The organism is Pseudomonas zeae (assembly GCF_014268485.2).
GTDB lineage: Bacteria > Pseudomonadota > Gammaproteobacteria > Pseudomonadales > Pseudomonadaceae > Aquipseudomonas > Aquipseudomonas neuropathica.
Map to the genome: position 1 here is coordinate 4767923 of NZ_CP077090.1, position 18692 is coordinate 4786614.

Consider the following 18692-nt stretch of genomic DNA (forward strand, 5'->3'; position numbering starts at 1 on the left):
GAGTGAGCCTGCTCGCGAAAGGGCCAGTGCAGGCACTAGAGAATCAGAGGCCCTCCAGCTCCGCCATCAGATCATTCAACCGATCAACCTTCTCCTCGGTGATATCACTCGCCGCCAGTCCATCGATGTACTCAGCCAACTCCTCCACCGTGCTGCACTCGAACATCGCTCGCAGCGGCACATCCCGCTGCAGGGTTTTCTGCACCCGCGAGGCGATCTGCGTAGCCAGCAACGAATGCCCGCCCAGTTCGAAGAAGTTGTCACGCACACCGACTTTCTCGACCTTCAGCACCTCGGCCCAAATATCAGCCAACGTCTGTTCAAGATCATTGCGCGGGGCCAGATAATCCTCGCTCTGCAACTGGCCGATCTCCAGCGCCGGCAAGGCTTTGCGATCGAGCTTGCCGTTGGCATTCAGCGGCATTTGCTCGAGCCACAACCAGTGCAGCGGCACCATGTACTCTGGCAGTTCGGCGCGCAGGCGCTGCTTGATCCGCTCCAGGCGTTCGCTCGGATTCAGTGCCGAATCGGCCGCAACCAGATAACCGACCAAGTGTTTACCGTTGACGCCCTCCTGCACAGCGACCGCGCCATCGCGCACTTCCGGCTGTTCATGCAGGCGCGCTTCGATCTCACCCAGCTCGATGCGATAACCGCGAATCTTCACCTGATGGTCAACACGGCCAACGTACTCCAGCACACCGTCACTGCGACGCCGCGCCAGGTCACCGGTGCGATACAGACGCTCGCCCGGCGCACCGAACGGGTTGGGCACAAACACCGGCGCGGTGCGCAGCGGATCGCTGACATAACCGCGCCCGACGCCGGTCCCGGCGACACACAACTCACCTACCGCGCCCAACGGCACCAGTTCCAGCGCGCCATCGACCAGATAGAGCAAGTTGTTGTCGGTCGGCGTGCCGATCGGCAAGTAACTGCCGCGCGTCGAGGCCATGTCGACGCGGAAGAACGCCACGTCGTCCGAGCACTCCGCCGGACCGTACGCGTTGACCAAACCAATGTCCGGATAACGCAGCAGCCATTGGTGCGCCAGCTCCGGCGGCATTGCTTCACCGGTCGGCAGCATCCAGCGCAAGCCATCCAGACTCAGGCGCTCCGAGGCGAGCATGCCCTGAATCAACGACGGCACACTCTCCAGCACGGTGATGCCCTGCGCTTGCACATGCACCAGCAAACCTTGCGGATCGTGGGCGATGGTGTTCGGCACGATGTCCACTCGCGCTCCGAACAACGGCGCGGCAAGGAACTGCCAGACCGAAATATCGAAGCTTTGCGAAGCGGTCTGTGCGATCACATCGGCATCACTCAGATCCAAGTACGGCACCTTGCTCAATTGGTTATTGAGCATGCCGCGCTGCTCGACCATTACGCCTTTCGGCAGGCCGGTCGAACCCGAGGTGTAGATCACGTAAGCGAGGTTGTCCGGGCCGCTGTAAATGCCGAGGTTCTGCGCCGCTGTCGCTGCCGCTTGAATCTCTTCCCAGACCAACAAGCGCGGGCGATTGGCGCAGCTGAATTCATCCAGCAAGGTCTGCGCCTGTTCAAAGCATGCTTTAGAGCAGACCAGCACCGGCGTGCGGCTCAGTTCGATAATGCGTTGCAGACGCTGGCTCGGCAGGCCCGGATCCAGCGGCAGATAACCCGCGCCAGCCTTGAAGCTGCCGATGATCATGCCGAGCAGATCGAGATTGCGTTCGCCGAGCAAGGCCACCGGTTGATCCATCTGCACACCGGCGGCGACTAGTGCATGGCCGAGACGGTTGGCGTTGTGGTTCAGCTCCGCATAGCTCTGTTGTTGATCAAGGCACGTAGCGGCGATGCGCTGCGGATGCGCGACAACCTGCGCTTCAAACAGCGCCACGTAGCTCTGCTCCAGCGGATAATCGTGGGCACTCTGGTTGCAACCGTGGAGCAGGAAGTCCTGTTCCTCACTGCCTAGCAGCGGCAGGTCGGCCATATCACCATGGAAGCCATCGACCAGCGCCAGCAGCAGACGTTTGAACTCGCCGAGCATGCGTTCGATGGTCGATTCGTCGAAATAACGCTGGTCGTACGACAGGTGCAGACCGAGGTCATCGCCCGGGTAACACACCGCCGTCAGCGGGAAGTTGGTGTGCGTACGGCCCGAGTCCGAAGTCGCATTCAGGCTCTGCGCACGGTCCAGTACCGAGACTTCCACCGGAGCATTCTCGAAGACGAACAGGCTGTCGAACAGCGGCTGGCCTTTCGGCAATTCGCTCTGTTCCTGAATGTTCACCAGCGGCAGGTATTCGTACTCGCGCAGCTGCATGTTGCTGTCGAGCAAACCACTGAGCCACTGACGCACGCTGCTGCGTTCATCATCAGCCGGCATCTGCACCCGCAGCGCGATGCTGTTGATGAACAGGCCGACGGTGCGCTGCATCTCCGGCATGTCCACCGGACGCCCGGCCACGGTCACACCGAAGAGCACGTCACGATCGCCGCTCAGGCGCCGCAGGACCAAGGCCCACGCCGCTTGGGCGAAGGTGTTGATGGTCAGTTGGTGCGCCTGTGCCAGTTCCCGCAGACGCGCCCCGTCCTCGACATTGAGGCGGGTGTAGCAGTCGCCGACGACCATGCCGCCGCTTTCACCGGCATGTTCACGCAGGAACGGACGGTCGCTCGGAATCGGCGTGGTGCGCTCGAACCCTTGCAGGTTCTGCTGCCACCACTGCCGCGCTTCGGCGAGGCTCTGGCGCTGCAGCCAGCCGATGTAATCGCGGTAGCGTGGCGGTACAGCGAGTTGCGCTTCACGACCCTCACCCAGCGCGGTGTAAATCTCGAAGAAGTCGTTCATCAGCAACGAGCGGCACCAGGCATCGATGAGGATGTGGTGGTTGCTCATCATGAACCAGTAACGCGACGCGCCGACCTTGATCAGGCGCAAGTGGAACGGCGCCTGATTGAGCAGATCGAAACCGGCCTCGCGCTCGCGTTGCAGCAGCGCTTGCAGCTTCGGTTCCTGCTCGATTTCAGCGATGGCGCTCCAGTCCAGATATTCGATTGGCGTACGACCCGGCGTATGAATCACTTGCAGCATGTCTTCGCCAACGTTCCAGCAGAACGAGGCACGCAGCGCTTCGTGACGGGCGACCACCGCTTGCCAGGCCTGAGCGAAACGCTGCGGGTCGAGTTCGCTGTTGATGCGGTAGCGATCCTGCATGTAGTACAGGCCGGTGCCCGGTTCGAGCAAGGTGTGCAGCAACATGCCTTCCTGCATCGGCGTCAGCGGATAGACGTCTTCGATGTGCGCGGCCGGCACCGGCAAGGCATCGAGTTGCGCCTGAGTCAGCCTGGCCAGCGGGAAGTCCGATGGCGTCAGGCCGCCGGCCTCGTCTTGCAGGCAATGGGCGATCAGGCTTTGCAGCTCACCGAGGTAAGCGTCGGCCAGATCGTTGATGGTCTGCGCGTCATAACGCTCGCCGCTGAAGGTCCAGCGCAGGAGCAATTCACCGCCATAAACCTGGCTGTCGATGCTCAACTCGTTGGGCAATGGCGCCTGCGGATCGTGCGCGGCACCGACCGGCTCGTCCAGCGGACGGAACAGCGCATCGCTGCCGAAGCTCTGGTCGAACTGGCCGAGGTAGTTGAAGGTAACCGGCGCCTGCGGCAGCGCGGCCATGCTGCGCTGGCTGAGGTCATCGGCGAGATAACGCAGCACGCCGTAGCCGAGGCCTTTGTGCGGCACCGCGCGCAGTTGCTCCTTGATTGCCTTGATCGAAGCGCCCTGCCCCGCAGCTTCTTCGATGTTGTGCGGGGTCAGACGCAGCGGGTAAGCGCTGGTGAACCAGCCGACGGTGCGGGTCAGGTCGATCTCGTCGAACAGGGTTTCGCGGCCGTGGCCTTCCAGTTGAATCAGCGCCGACGGTTGACCGCTCCAGCGGCACAACACTCGGGCCAACGCCGTCAACAGCAGGTCATTAACCTGCGTGCGATAGGCCGCCGGAGCCTGTTGCAACAACTGTTTGGTGTGCTCGGCATCGAGGCGCACGCTGACGGTTTGTGCGTGACGATTCTGCTGGCCGCCCTGCGGATTTTCGCAGGGCAGATCAGCGTTCGGCCCGGCCAGTTGGATCTGCCACCAGTCGAGTTCTTCGCGCAGGGATTCGCTGCCGGCGTAGGCCTGCAAACGTGCCGCCCAGTCTTTGAAGGCACTGGTTTTCGCCGGCAGTTTCACCGCTTGTTCGGCGTCGAGTTGGCGATACACGGTTTGCAGATCATCGAGCAGAACGCGCCACGACACGCCGTCGACGACCAAGTGATGAATCGCGATTAACAGGCGTTGCTGACCTTCAGGGCCGTCAACCAGCAGGGCACGCAACAACGGACCTTGCGCAAGATTCAAGCTGCGCTGGGCATCAGCGAACAGCGCTTCACACTTGTCCATCGACGCGACGCGTACTTGCCAGAGAACAGCAACGTCGGACACCGGTTGATGCGTGGCTTGCCACTCAGCATTGGCCTCGGTGAAGCGCAGACGCAAGGCGTCATGCTGCTCAATCACCGCCAGCAGCGCCTGCTCCAGTCGATGCGGTTCCAGCGCCACAGTTGGCTCCAGCAACAACGCCTGGTTCCAGTGCTGACGTTCAGGGATTTCCGTGTCGAAGAACCAATGTTGAATCGGCGTCAGGGCCGATTCGCCAGCCACCAGGCCTTGCTCGGCCGTCACCTGCTCGGTACGACTGGCCACAGCGGCGAGGGTTTGCACGGTCTGATGCTGGAACAGATCACGCGGGCTGAAATGAATGCCTTGCTGCCGCGCGCGGCTGACCACTTGAATCGACAGAATCGAGTCGCCACCGAGTTCGAAGAAATTGTCGTTGAGGCCGACCTGCTCGACGTTGAGTACTTCGCACCAGATCTGCGCCAGGGTCTGCTCCAGTTCGTTACTCGGCGCGACGTAGTCCTGACGATTCAACTCAGGGTCCGGCGCAGGCAACGCGCGGCGGTCGAGTTTGCCGTTGGCGGTCAGCGGCATGCTCGCCAGCAGGATCAGGTGGGTCGGCACCATGTAATCCGGCAATTGCGCCTTGAGGTGCGATTTCAGGGCTTCGCGCAGTTCAGCCTGACGGGCTTCACTTTGCTCAGCAACCTCGGTGACGAGATAGCCAACCAGTTGCTTGCCGCTCGGGGCATCCAGTGCGAGCACCACGGCTTCGCGGATCGACTCGTGATCGAGCAGACGCGTTTCGATTTCGCCCAGTTCGATACGGAATCCACGGATTTTCACCTGATGGTCGATTCGTCCCAAATATTCCACCAAACCATCGGCACGCTGGCGCACCAGGTCACCGGTGCGATACATGCGCCCGCCATCGGTGGCGAATGGGTCAGCGACAAAACGCTCGGCGGTAATGCCCGGACGGTCGTGATAGGCCTGCGCCAGACCGGCCCCACCGACGAACAATTCACCCGTCGCGCCTTGCGGTACCAATGCCAGATCGGCGTCGAGAATGTACGCCACGCGCGCGCCAATCACGCTGCCGATCGGCACACTGCCGGCGCCCTCTTCCAGTACCTCCGGCGCCAGACTGGCCAGCGGCATGACCACGGTTTCGGTCGGGCCGTAGGCATTGAAGAACATCGCCGGTTGGAACGCCGCGCGAATCCGTTGCAGGTGTTCACCGGTCAGCGCTTCGCCGCCGGTGATGATCATCCGCACCGGCAAGATTTCGTTTTGCGTCGAGAGGAACTGCGCCAACTGACTGCCGTAGCTCGGGGTAAAACCAAGCACGTTGATTTTATGCGTGCGGATCAAGCCGCAGATTTCTTCCGCGTCCCACTGACCCTGCGCACGCAACACCACCTGCGCGCCACTGAGCAACGGCACCAACAGGCGCTCGGTCGCCGCGTCGAAGTTGATCGAATAGAAATGCAGTTCGCAGTCGTCGGGGCGCATGGCAAACCGCTCGATCACGGCTTGGCAGTGCATGGCGATTTCGCCGTGGGAGACCACCACGCCTTTCGGCTTGCCGGTGGAACCCGAGGTGTAAATCAGGTAGGCCTGATGCTGCGGCAGGCTGATAAATGGCAGCTCGCTGACCGGGTAATCAGCGAGTGCCGCGCTGTCATATTCCAGACACCAGCGCGCCACACTTGGCGGCAGATCGCCAAGGGCTTTGAACATGGCGCGATCACTGAGCAGCAGACCAATGCGGCTGTCTTCGATCATGTAATGCAGACGGTCGAGCGGGTATTCCGGGTCCAGCGGCACATACGCACCGCCAGCCTTGAGAATCGCCAGCAAGCCAATGACCATCTCCAGCGAACGCTCCAGCGCCAGACCCACGCGCACTTGGGGGCCGACCCCGCGCTCACGCAAGGCCCAGGCCAGACGATTGGCGCGCGCGTCGAGTTCGGCGTAGCTCAGGGTCTGCCCGGCGAAGGTCAGGGCCGGCGCGTCTTTGCGGGCCAGCGCCTGTTCGGCGAACAGGTGATGGATGCACTGATCGAGACGATGCTCACCCGACTCGATGCCGAGGCTGTCGAGCAGGTGCTGTTGCTCAGGCGCATCGAGCAGCGGCAATTCACTGAGGCGCTGCTGCGGATCGGCGATCAGCGCTTCGAGCAGATTGCGCCAATGCTTGGCCATGCGCGCGATGGTCGGCTCGTCGAACAGATCGGTGCTGTAAGTCAGGCAGCAACCGAGGCGATGGTCGAGGTCGGTAACTTCCAGGTTGAGGTCGAACTTGGTCGCTCGTGCATCGTTGGCCAGGTACTCGACGGTCATGCCAGCGAGCATGCGGCTCTGCTGGAATTCCCAGCGCTGCACGTTGCACATCACCTGAAACAGCGGGTTGTACGCAGCGCTGCGCGGCGGTTGCAAGGCTTCAACCAGGTGATCGAACGGCAGATCCTGATGCGACTGGCCTTCGATCACGGTGTGACGCACCTGCTCGAACAGTTCGCCGACCGACATCATGCCGTCGAGCTGGCAACGCAGCACTTGGGTGTTGAGGAACGCACCGATCAGCCCTTCACTTTCCGGGCGAATGCGGTTGGCCACCGGCGCGCCAATGCGCAGATCGGTCTGGCCGCTGTAGCGGTAAAGCAGCGTGGCAAGCGCGGCGGTCATGGTCATGAACAGGGTCAGACCGTTTTGCGCATTGAACGCACGAACCCGCGTGGCGAGATCGTCGCTCAGGTCGAAGCGGAACAGTTCGCCCTGATGGCTTTGCACCGGCGGACGCGGGCGGTCGCCGGGCAACTCCAGCAGCGGATGTTCACGACCGAGTTGCGCGGTCCAGTAGTCGAGTTGGCGCTGACGCTCGCCGGATTCCAGCCAGTTGCGTTGCCAGACGCTGTAGTCGAGGTACTGCACCGGCAGCGGCTCAAGCGGCGAATCACGGTCATCGACAAAGGCTTCGTACAGCGCACTGAGTTCCCGGGCGAAAATGTCCATCGCCCAGCCTTCGGTGACGATGTGGTGCAGAGTCAGGACAAAGTAATGTTCGTGCTCGGCAGTCTTCACCAGACAGGCGCGCAGCAGCGGGCCGGTTTCCAGATCGAACGGCAGATGAGCTTCGTCATCGGCCAGTTGCTGAACCTTTTGCTCACGCACATCGGCGGCAAGTTTTGAAAAATCCTTCCAACCCATGCGCACACCGGTTTCGCCATGCACCTGCTGACGGGCGACGCCGTCGACGCTCGGGAACGTGGTGCGCAGGGTTTCGTGACGCAGGATCAGCGCTTGCAACGCGGCCTCGAAACACTCGACATGCAACACGCCGCGCAGGCGCGCCATGCCGCCAACGTTGTACGCCGGGCTGTCCGGCTCCATCTGCCAGAGGAACCACATGCGCTGTTGCGAGTACGACAACGGCACCGGTTGGCTGCGATCAACCTTGTCGATCGGTGGCTGTTTGTTGGTGCGACCGCTGGCCTGGATCAGGCGGATCTGTTCGGCAAAATCAGCCAGTTCGCTGTGTTCGAACAAGGCGCGCAATGGCAGCTCGACGTCGCAGGCCTGACGAGTACGCGAGATGATTTGCGTAGCCAGCAACGAATGACCGCCGAGGGCGAAGAAGTCGTCGCGCAGGCCGACTTGAGGCAGACCGAGCACTTCGCGCCAGATCGCGGCGATCTGCTGTTCCAGTGCAGTGACCGGTTCGACGTGTTCACGCACTTGCCATTGCGGCTCGGGCAAGGCGCGGCGGTCGAGTTTGCCGCTGGGGCTCAGGGGCATTGCGTCCAGACGCATCAGTTGCGCCGGGACCATGTATTCCGGCAGCTCGGCGGCCAGCGCAGTTCTCAGCCGGGTGATTTGCTCGTCAGGATTTTCACTGGCATCGGTCGCGGTGAAGTAGCCGATCAGCTGCGCACCGGCAGCGGTTTCGCGCACCAGCACCACGGCTTGGGCGACGCCGTCCTGTGCGAGCAAGCGTGCTTCGATTTCTTCCGGTTCAACGCGGAAGCCACGCAGTTTGACCTGCTGATCGAGGCGGCCGAGGTATTCGATGACGCCATCGGATGTCCAGCGTGCGCGGTCACCGGTGCGGTACAAACGGGCGCCCTGCTCACCCAATGGATCGACGACAAAACGCTCGGCAGTCAACGAAGGACGGCCGAGGTAACCACGGGCCAGACCGATGCCGCTGATGCACAGTTCACCCGGCACACCGGCCGGCAGCGGATTGAGATCGGCGTCGAGCACGCGGCAGATCACGTTGCCCAGCGGACGACCAATCGGCGAGCGCTCACCATCGGCAATGGTGCAATGCCAGTGGGTGACGTTGATCGCGGTTTCAGTCGGGCCGTAACGGTTGTGCAATTGCACCGCCGGCAGTTGCGCGAGGATGCGGTTGCGCAGTTCGGCTGGCAGCGCTTCGCCGCCGGAGAACACCCGGCGCAGGCTGGTGCATTCGGCGCTCAGCGGCTCGTCGATGAACAGCGCGAGCAGCGGCGGTACAAAGTGCAGCGTGGTCACGCCATAGGCCTGAACCAGCTGGGCGATGCGATGCGGATCGCGATGTTCGCCGGGGCCGGCAATCAACAGACGCGCACCGGTGATCAGTGGCCAGAAGCATTCCCACACCGACACGTCGAAACTGATCGGGGCCTTTTGCAAGAGCACGTCAGTTTCATTGAGGTCGTAAGCGTTCTGCATCCATTGCAGACGCTCGGCCAACGCTGCGTGGGTGTTGCCGACACCTTTCGGTTGGCCGGTGGAACCCGAGGTGTAAATCACGTAAGCGAGGTTGTCGCCGTGCAAGTGCAGGCCCGGTGCCTGGCTCGGCCAGTTTTCCAGGTGCAGCGCGTCCATGGCGATCACGCTGACGCCGTCGCTGGCCGGCAAGCGGCCGAGCAATTCAGTCTGGGTCAGCAACAGTTCGACGCCGCTGTCGCTGAGCATGTAAGCCAGACGATCCGCCGGGTAATCCGGGTCCAGTGGCACATAGGCGCCGCCGGCCTTGATGATCGCCAGCAGGCCGATCAGCAGTTGCGGCGAACGCTCGGCAGCGATGGCCACGCAGACATCCGGGCCGACGCCTTTGTCGCGCAGGTAATGCGCGAGGCGGTTGGCTTGCGCGTGCAATTCGGCAAAGTCGAGGCTGCCGCCGTCCCACACCAGCGCGGTGCGTTCCGGGGTCAGGCGCACCTGTTCGTTGAGCAGTTCTGGCAGCCATTGTTGCGCCGGGGTGCATGGCGCAACGCCCCAGTGTTGTTGCTGATTGTGCTCAGTGGCGGTCAGCAGTTGCAGATCACCGATGGCTTGCTCCGGACGTTCGCAGACGTCGCGCAACAGGTTGCTGAAATGCTCGGCCAGACGCTCGATGGTCGCCACATCGAACAGTTCGATGGCGTAGTCGAACGACAGGGTCAGGCGACCGTTGCGGTCTTCTTCGCTGTGCAATTGCAGGTCGAACTTGGCTTCGCGGCTGTGCCACGGCAGTTCTTCGGCGAGCAGACCCGGCAGACGTTTGAGCGCACTCAAATCACGTTGCTGGTGGTTGAACATGACCTGAAACAGACCTTGTTCGCGGGCCTGCGGGAAGGCTTTGAGGAGTTGTTCGAAGGGCAGATCCTGATTCGCCTGGGCACCGAGTGCGGCGTTGCGGGTCTGAGCCAACAGCGCAACGAATGACAGGCGCGAATCGATCTCTGCACGCAGCACTTGGGTGTTGATGAAGAAGCCGATCAGGCCCTGGGTTTCCAGGCGTGGACGGTTGGCATTCGGTACGCCGATGCGGATGTCGCGCTGACCGCTGTAGCGATGCAGCAGGCTCTGGAATGCCGCGAGCAACAGCATGAACAGGGTCGATTGCTGAGCCTGTGCCGTGTTACGGAGCGCATCGCTGAGGCTCGCGCCCAGACGCACGGTGTGGCGTGCGGCGCTGTGAGTTTGCTTGGCGGAGCGTGGGTAATCGGTGGCCAGTTCCAGCGCTGGATGCTCGTCGCCCAACTGCGCTTTCCACCAGGCCAGTTGCCGCGCGCTCTCGCCTTGCGCCAGCCATTGACGTTGCCAGCTGCCGTAGTCGGCGTACTGGGTTGGCAATGTCGCGAGGTTGGCCGTCAGCCCTTGCGAAGCGGCGGCGTACAGGCGCGAGAATTCGTCGATCAATACGTTCAGCGACCAGCCGTCGGCAATGATGTGGTGCAGCGTCACCAGCAATTGGTGATCTTCGTCGTCGAGACGCACCAGCGTCACCCGCAGCAGCGGACCTTTTTCCAGGTCGAACCGGGTGCGTGCTTCGTCTTCGCGGATTTGTTGCGCATGGGCCTCGCGCTCAGGCGCCGGCAAGTCGCTGATGTCGATCAGTTGCAGGTTGAATTTGGCGCCGACAGTCACTTGTTGCAGGGCCACGCCGTCGCGCTCGAAGAAACGCGTGCGCAGGGATTCGTGGCGTTCGATCAGTTGCTGGAAGCTGGCACGCAAAGCGTCTTCGTCCAGTTCGCCACGCAAACGCAGGGCACCGGGAATGTTATAGGCGCTGCTCTGTGGGTCGAGTTGCCAGGTGATCCACAAACGGTTTTGCGCCAGCGATTGCGGCATCGGCTCGCTGCGCGACAACGCGGTGATTGCACCTTGGGCGCTGCCGCCGTCCTGCTGCTGTTGCGCAACGGCTGCGGCGAACGCTGCCAGGGTCGGTGCTTCGAACAACAGGCGCAGGTTCAGCTCAAGCGCGAGCTCTTCACGCACGCGGGCGACCACCTGCGTAGCGGCGATCGAGTTGCCGCCGAGCAGGAAGAAGTGGTCGTCGGCATTAACCTGTTTGACGTTGAGTTGCTCAGCCCAGATCTTGCCGATCAAGCCTTCAAGTTCTGAGGCGCTGGTGACTGCATCCTGGCTTTCGACGGTGTTCGACGGGAACACCGCGTAGCTGTCGAGGCTGCCATCGGCCAGACGATTGCGGCACGCCGAGCGCTGCAATTTGCCACTGGAAGTTTTCGGCAAGGCGCCGGGATTAAGCAGCACCACCACGCTCGGGGCTTCCTGACAAGCCTCAGCCACGGCTTGGCGAATGGCTTTGATCAACGCCTCCGGCGGGAGGATTTTCTGCACGCTGCGGCTGATTTCCGCCGCAATGCCGATGCCCTCCTCGCCATCCTGATTGACCGCAAATGCAGCGACGCGACCCTTGCGCACCACTTCCACTTCGTTCTCGACCGTTTTCTCGATGTCCTGTGGATACAGGTTGTGGCCGCGCACGATCAGCATGTCTTTCAAGCGTCCGGTGATGAACAGCTCCGCGTCGCGCATGAAGCCCAGGTCGCCGGTGCGCAGCCAGGTACGGCCGGCGTGCTGGACGAAGGTCTTGGCGCTCGCTTCAGGATTGCGCCAGTAGCCGTGGGCGATGCTCGGGCCTGCGGCCCAGACTTCGCCGACCGCGTTGTCGGCGAGTTCAACGAGTGTGTTCGGCTCGACGATCAGCACCGCGTGTTCCGGCTGGCTGATGCCGCAACTCATGATCGGGCTGCCATCGCCCGGCTCGGCGCGGTTTTGTGCCAGCGCCTGATCATCCACGCGCAGTGCCGGGATACCGGTGCCGCGCGGGGTGCCGGCGACGAATAGCGTGGCTTCGGCCAAACCGTACGAGGCCATGAAGCTGTGCTCACTGAAACCACATGCGGCGAACTTCTCGGCGAAGCGCTCCAGGGTGTCGAGACGGATTGGCTCGGAACCGGAATAGGCCACGCGCCAGCGACTCAGATCGAGACGTTCCAGCGCCGACTCGCTGACCCGTTCGCTGCACAAGCGATAGGCGAAGTCCGGCCCGCCGCTGATGGTGCCGCCGTAGTCGCTGATCGCTTCCAGCCAGCGCAATGGCCGACCGAGGAAGTACGCCGGCGACATCAGAATGCATGGCACGCCGCTGAAAACTGGCTGCAGCAGACCACCGATCAAACCCATGTCGTGGTACAGCGGCAACCAGCTGACGATCACATCGTCAGGGTTCACGTCGATGCCGAAACCGTGACGGATCAGGAGCTCGTTGGCGACCAGATTGCCGTGGCTGACTTGCACGCCTTTGGGCAGTGCAGTCGAACCGGAGGTGTATTGCAGGAAGGCGATGTGGTCTTCCGGCAGGCTCGGTTCAACCCAGTTTTGCGCCAGTGTCTTGTCGAGAGTGTCGACACACAACAACGGCGGCGCACCCTCGATCTGCTGCAAGGCGTCGCGCAGCTCGGCGCTGGTCAGCAGCAGACGCGGTTCGGCGTCGGCAATGATCGACAGCAAACGCTCCTGATGGTGACGGCGCGCGGATTCCGGCGGATAGGCCGGCACTGCGATCACGCCGGCGTAAAGGCAGCCAAAAAAAGCCGCGACGTAATCCGGACCGCTGGGAAACAGCAATACCGCGCGGTCACCGAAGGCAGCCTCGGCTTGCAGCGCTGCCGCAATGGTGCGTGCGCGCTCATCCAGCTCACGATAACTGAGTACCACAGCCTGCTCTTCGTTTTCGGCGAGAAAACGCAAGGCCAGTCGATCCGGCGTCAGGGCCGCGCGGCGCTGGAGGGCTTGGACCAGGGTGCTGGGGAGTTCGAACGCGTCGGTCATGAGGTTTCCTGCCTGAATTCGGCTTGCTAATGGAATCGGGTTTGCTGCGTCACGCCCCTCGAAGGGCATGCAGGGCGCGGTCTGTGCCGACCACGCAAGGCTGCGGAATGTGGTGTGGCCGGGGTTGTGCGCCCGGAACCATTCACCAATGAGAACGGATGACGTCTTGAAATAATTAGTCGGCGGGCAGGAGCGCCAATGCGGCCGGGGTGCGGCGGCGTGTCGCAGTTCTCAGAACGCACTTTTGTAGCGCATTACTTCTCTTTCTCAATTGACAATCATTATCATTCAACATAATTTGTCGCTCGATGTGTAGGACGCCCCTCCCCCAAGGCGCCCCACGAACCTATTTGGCAGCAAGGTGATTTCCATGACGGAACAAGTATCCACAAGCAAGTGCGATTCACCGCTACTTCATGCATTCGTCGACAATCGACTGATTCTGGTCAAGATTGCAGCCCGCATTACCGGCTGCCGTTCGCGCGCCGAAGATGTGGTGCAGGATGCGTTTTTCCGACTGCAATCGGCGCCACCGATCACGTCGTCGATCAAGGCTCAACTGAGCTATCTGTTCCAGATCGTGCGCAACCTCGCCATCGATCACTACCGCAAACAGGCGCTTGAGCAGAAGTACTCCGGCCCTGAAGAGGAAGGGCTGAATGTGGTCATCCAGGGTGCTTCGCCGGAAACCTCGCATATCAACTTCTCGACTCTGGAAAACATCGCCGACGCGCTGACCGAACTGCCCAGCCGCACGCGCTATGCGTTCGAGATGTACCGCCTGCACGGCGTGCCGCAAAAGGACATTGCCAAGGAACTGGGGGTTTCGCCAACCCTGGTCAACTTCATGATTCGTGATGCACTGGTGCACTGCCGCAAGGTGTCGGGCAGTCGGCGGGATGCGGTAGCCGTGGGTCGTCGTTAAGATTCAGATTTTGCGTCAAGCCATTCGCGAGCAGGCTCGCTCCCACACGGAATTTGTGATTGCCACAAAACCCATGTGGGAGCGAGCCTGCTCGCGAAGGCGGCCTCAAGATCACAGAAAATCCTGAAGCCAGATCATCACGCCAGTTTGCACCGATCAAAAAACCGCTCACGCCCCAACATCATCAGCGCCGCGCGCTTGTGCGGAAAGTCGAATTCCTTCTCGCAGTGGAAGCACTGATTCTGCATGTACCCGATCATCTTCGCGTTGTCGGCCCGTGGCTCGGCGACCACCCGCTGAGTGCGCGGATCATCCAGAAACAGGTAATGCACCAGCGCCGATAACCAGCTCGCCACTTTATGCGGGCCACGGTGCTCTTCCTCGCCGACCAGCATGTGAATGCCGCGATCATAATTGTCGGCATCGTAGAACGGCGCGATGCGATCTTCCTTGGCCCAGTAGGCTTCGAAATAGGCAAACGGCTGATCATCGAAACAGCCAATCAACGTCAGCGTGTGCGGATCGGCAGCGAGCTTGCTCAGGTACTCGCGGTGCTGCTCGAGGCTGCCCTCCTCCTGCCAGAAACTGGCGACGCGCGGGCTGTTCTGCCAGCGGTTGAAGCGCGCCAGGTCTGCTTCGATCTCTACAGTGCGCAGGGAAATCCACGCACCAAGGCGGGCATCGAAACGCCGATACACTTCACCGCGCGGTTTGACTGGCCGCAGCGGATGACGTTTACCTTGGCTGATGACCATTTGCTGCGGATAGCTGCCCGTCAGCGAAGTCCCAAGCCAAGGTTGCGGCAATTGCCAGAACAGCGTGCGCTCGCAGCGATATTCGCCAGCCACTTCGGTGCTCACCAGCAAGCCACTGAGCAACGCTTCGGTCGGTGGCTGATCGAGTTGCCAGGTCAATTGCCGGCACGCCGGATCCCGCGCGAACAGCCAGTAACAGGCTGCCCACAACGCCTGCCCGGGCGGCAACGCAAAACGCTCATCGATCTGGATCGGCCCCTTTGCGTCTTGATCGAGGCGCAAGCGGATCAGCGGTTGTCCGTCCAGGCTCAGGCTCAGACGGCTTTCGCTGACATCAGCGATCAGTTGACTGCCCGCAGGCAGGGCCAGGGAAGTCAGGTCATTCAGATTGGACATGGGTCGGGCTCACGATAATCGTCGACAGTTCAACGATGGGACGTGATCCGGGAGGGAAAATTTAGGCTTTGCCCGCAAATCGCTGCCTCAGTGGTGAGGCACCGGCACTACGGCAATCTTGTACGGATCGAAAATCTTCAGCATTTCACCGTTGTCACGCAAACCCCGCAGCAACTTGCCGAACGCTTCGCCGCTGATCGGTGCAGTCGGACGCAGAATCGCGTAATGGTGATAGACCTGATCGATGCGCTGCGACACCAGCAACTCGTCGCGCACTTTTTCGTTACGCAGCAGGTAATCGAACAGATAGGAACGGGTCACCAGGGCAACATCGGCGCGCCCGCGCAGCACCATCAGCAGGTTGCTGTCGTGGGAATAGGTCAGCGTGGCGTTGTAATTCTGTGCGAGGTATTTCGGGTCAGCGTTGAAGTTGGCGAACTCGTAGTGATAACCGCTGAACAGAGCCAGGCGCTTGCCAGTGAGGTCGGCGAAATAATTCTGCTGCCGGCCATCTTCGCGTTGTGCGACGAAAATTTCCGCATCCTCAAGGCCCATGTCGACATCTGTGTGGGGAATTTCCTTCCAGCCCCAATCGGGATTCTCGAAAATTGCCATGTCGATCCGGCCCTGCTTGAAGTCACCGAAACGCCGGGGAATCGAGGTGGGCACGAGGACGAACTGATAGTCGCTTTGCAGGCGATTGAGGGCCTCGACCAATTGCGGCAGAAGGCCTGTGTCGGCACCGTTTTCCGGGCGAACGGTGTAAGGCGGAAAATGCGCCGCGCCGACCCGGACCAATTGCGCTGCCTGAGCGGGCAATACCCAAAATACAGCCAGCGCTGCGAGCATCAACCCCGCGGCCGTCCGAATTGGCAAAGACTTCAAAACACCCCACTCCCCGAAAAAATACCGATCAATGCATTCAAGCTAGGCGGTTTCGCCCAGTTAGCCAGTTTCCCGGCCGGATAGAAAGTGCTTCAACGCGCTTCGAGGACCAGAATCAGCGCCTCGTCGGCCAACTGATCGAGGCTCAAACTGCCGCCGGCACGGAACCAGGTGGTCGTCCAGGACAGTGCGCCAGTGAGGAAACGTCGGGTAATAAATACATCGCCACGGATAAATCCTGCGTCCTTGGCCTCACCCAGCACTTGCAGCCAGATGTCCTCGTAGACATCGCGCAGTGCCAGCACTTTGACCTGGCCTTCTTCGGACAGCGAACGCCATTCGTAAACCAGCACTGCCATGGCTTCACCGCTGCCACCCATGATTGACTGCAGTTCGCAGCGAATCAGCGCCAGCACGCGTTCGCGCACATTGGCCGCATCGGCCAGGGCTGCCCGCATTAACGCGGTGTTGTAGCGGATGGTTTCTTCCATCACCGCCCGGAGGATTTCATCCTTGCTTTTGAAGTGATGAAAAATGCTTCCCGACTGGATGCCGACGGCGCCGGCCAGATCGCGCACCGTGGTGCGTTCATAGCCTTTGTTGCGGAACAGGTGAGCAGCCACTTGCAGCAATTTGCCGCGGGCGCTGTCGGGGTCGGTCAATTGGCCTTCATCAACCAAATCGCGCATGACCCTCAGGGCTTTTTGCTCGTCCACCCGTTCTCTCCTACAGTCGATCAGTCTGTTGCCCCCTGAAACCGCAGGGTTGCGCGCAATTTAAGCCGCCAGCGGCAACCAAGCAAGCGCTTGGGCAGAAGATAGCTTCAACTGTTTACAAACCAAGCGCTTGCTTGGTAGCCTCAGAGCACTTCTGTCGCAGGTTGCTGAGTCGGAGATAAAAATGCCCACCACCGTTCGCATCGGATGCGCCAGTGCATTCTGGGGAGATACGTCCACCGCCGCCGCGCAACTGGTGGAGGGCGGCAAGCTGGATTATCTGGTGTTCGATTACCTGGCCGAGATCACGATGTCGATCATGGCCGGGGCACGCATGAAAGACCCACAGGCGGGGTTTGCCGGCGACTTCATCGACGTGCTGACACCACTGCTGCAACAACTGGCCGAGCAGAACATCCGCGTGATCAGCAATGCCGGCGGGATCAATCCGCAAGCCTGCGCCGCCGCGCTGCAAGCGGCCTGCGACAAGGCCGGCGTCGCACTGAAAATCGCCGTATTACTGGGCGATGATCTGCAACCACAGCTCAAACAGCTCAGCGGCATCACCGAAATGTTCAGCGGCGCCCCGCTGCCGCCGATGTGCGTGTCGACCAACGCCTACCTTGGCGCGCCGGGCATTGTCGAAGCGCTGCGCCTGGGCGCCGACATTGTCATCACTGGGCGCGTGGTCGACAGCGCGGTGGTCAGTGCGGCGCTGGTGCATGAATTCGGCTGGTCATGGCACGACTACGACAAACTCGCCCAGGCTGCGCTCGCCGGGCACATCATCGAATGCGGCGCGCAATGCACCGGCGGCAATTTCACCGATTGGCGCGAAGTGCCGGATTACGAGCACATCGGGTTTCCGATCGTGGAAGTCAGCGCCGACAGCCAGTTCATCGTCAGCAAGCCCGAAGGCAGCGGCGGACTGGTCACCCCGCTGACCGTCGGCGAGCAAATGCTTTATGAAATCGGCGATCCGCAGGCCTATCTGTTGCCCGACGTGGTCTGCGATTTCACTGGGGTCAGACTTCAACAACAAGGCAAGAATGCCGTGCACGTCCACGGCGCCAAAGGCCTGCCACCGAGCGCTAAATACAAAGTCAGCGCCACCTACCCGGACGGGTTTCGTTGCACCGCCAGTTGCCTGATCGCCGGTATCGATGCAGTGGAAAAAGCGCAGCGCGTCAGTCGGTCGATCATCGACAAGACTTCGCAAATGTTCAGCCAGCGCGGCTGGGCGCCCTATAGCGAAATCAACATCGAACTGCTCGGCAGCGAAGCCACCTACGGCCCCCACGGCCAGCGCCGCGACAGCCGCGAAGTGGTGATCAAGCTCGCCGTGCGCCACCCGAGCAAACAGGCGCTGGTACTGTTCTCCCGGGAAATTGCCCAGGCCGCGACCGGCATGGCGCCGGGGCTGACCGGCATCGTCGGCGGGCGGCCAACGGTGTATCCGCTGATTCGTCTGTTTTCATTCCTGATCGATAAAAGCGCCTGCACAGTACAGATCGACATGGCCGGTCAACGATATCCATGCGCCCTGCCTTCGCTCAGCGCAATCGACAGCGCGGATTTGCCCCTGCCCCATCAGCCGCCCAAACCACAGGGCCGCGCCGATGCCAGTGTGGCGCTGGTAAAACTGGCCGTCGCGCGCTCCGGTGACAAGGGCAATCACAGCAACATTGGCGTGATGCCGCGCAAACCCGAATACCTGCCATGGATCGCCGAAGCGCTGACCCCAGCCGTGGTTGTCGACTGGATGAATCATGTACTCGACCCGATCCACGGCCGGGTCGAACGCTGGTATCTGCCCGGCACCCACAGCCTGAATTTTCTATTGGAAAACGCCCTCGGCGGTGGTGGCGTGGCCAGTCTGCGCATCGATCCGCAAGGCAAAGCCTTCGCCCAGCAACTGTTGGAAATCCAGATCCCGGTGCCGCAGAGCATCGCCGAACAGCTCGACTAGAGGA

The 18692-nt window shown here is 61.5% G+C and carries 6 protein-coding genes; 2 read left to right on the plus strand and 4 right to left on the minus strand.

Going from position 1 to position 18692, the window contains the following annotated elements; all coding sequences use genetic code 11:
• Positions 1-43: 43 nt before the first annotated feature.
• Positions 44-13042: a non-ribosomal peptide synthetase gene (locus tag HU754_RS20945; RefSeq protein WP_186620643.1), complete on the minus strand. Its 12999-nt coding sequence runs from the start codon at positions 13040-13042 to the stop codon at positions 44-46.
• A gap of 370 nt (positions 13043-13412) precedes the next feature.
• Between HU754_RS20945 and HU754_RS20950 the strand changes: the two genes are divergently transcribed.
• A complete protein-coding gene (locus HU754_RS20950; RefSeq protein ID WP_186620642.1) occupies positions 13413-13967 on the plus strand; it encodes an RNA polymerase factor sigma-70 in 555 nt (184 codons plus the stop codon).
• A 137-nt stretch (positions 13968-14104) separates the two neighbouring features.
• On the opposite strand, the gene HU754_RS20955 is transcribed toward HU754_RS20950, so the two are convergent.
• From HU754_RS20955 to HU754_RS20965, 3 genes are all read right to left on the minus strand, one after another.
• Positions 14105-15118 carry a GNAT family N-acetyltransferase gene (locus HU754_RS20955; protein WP_186620640.1) on the minus strand — a complete coding sequence of 338 codons (1014 nt, stop codon included), beginning with the start codon at positions 15116-15118 and terminating at the stop codon, positions 14105-14107.
• Positions 15119-15205: 87 nt separating this feature from the next.
• Positions 15206-16003, minus strand: coding sequence for a substrate-binding periplasmic protein (locus HU754_RS20960; protein WP_186620638.1), 798 nt, complete (start codon positions 16001-16003; stop codon positions 15206-15208).
• Between the two features lie 92 nt (positions 16004-16095).
• Entirely contained in the window at positions 16096-16719 is a 624-nt protein-coding gene (locus HU754_RS20965; protein ID WP_186620636.1) for a TetR/AcrR family transcriptional regulator, read from the minus strand.
• 184 nt (positions 16720-16903) lie between these two features.
• Between HU754_RS20965 and HU754_RS20970 the strand changes: the two genes are divergently transcribed.
• Complete coding sequence (locus HU754_RS20970; protein WP_186620634.1) at positions 16904-18688, plus strand: acyclic terpene utilization AtuA family protein; 1785 nt, start codon at positions 16904-16906, stop codon at positions 18686-18688.
• The last annotated feature ends 4 nt before the right edge of the window (positions 18689-18692 follow it).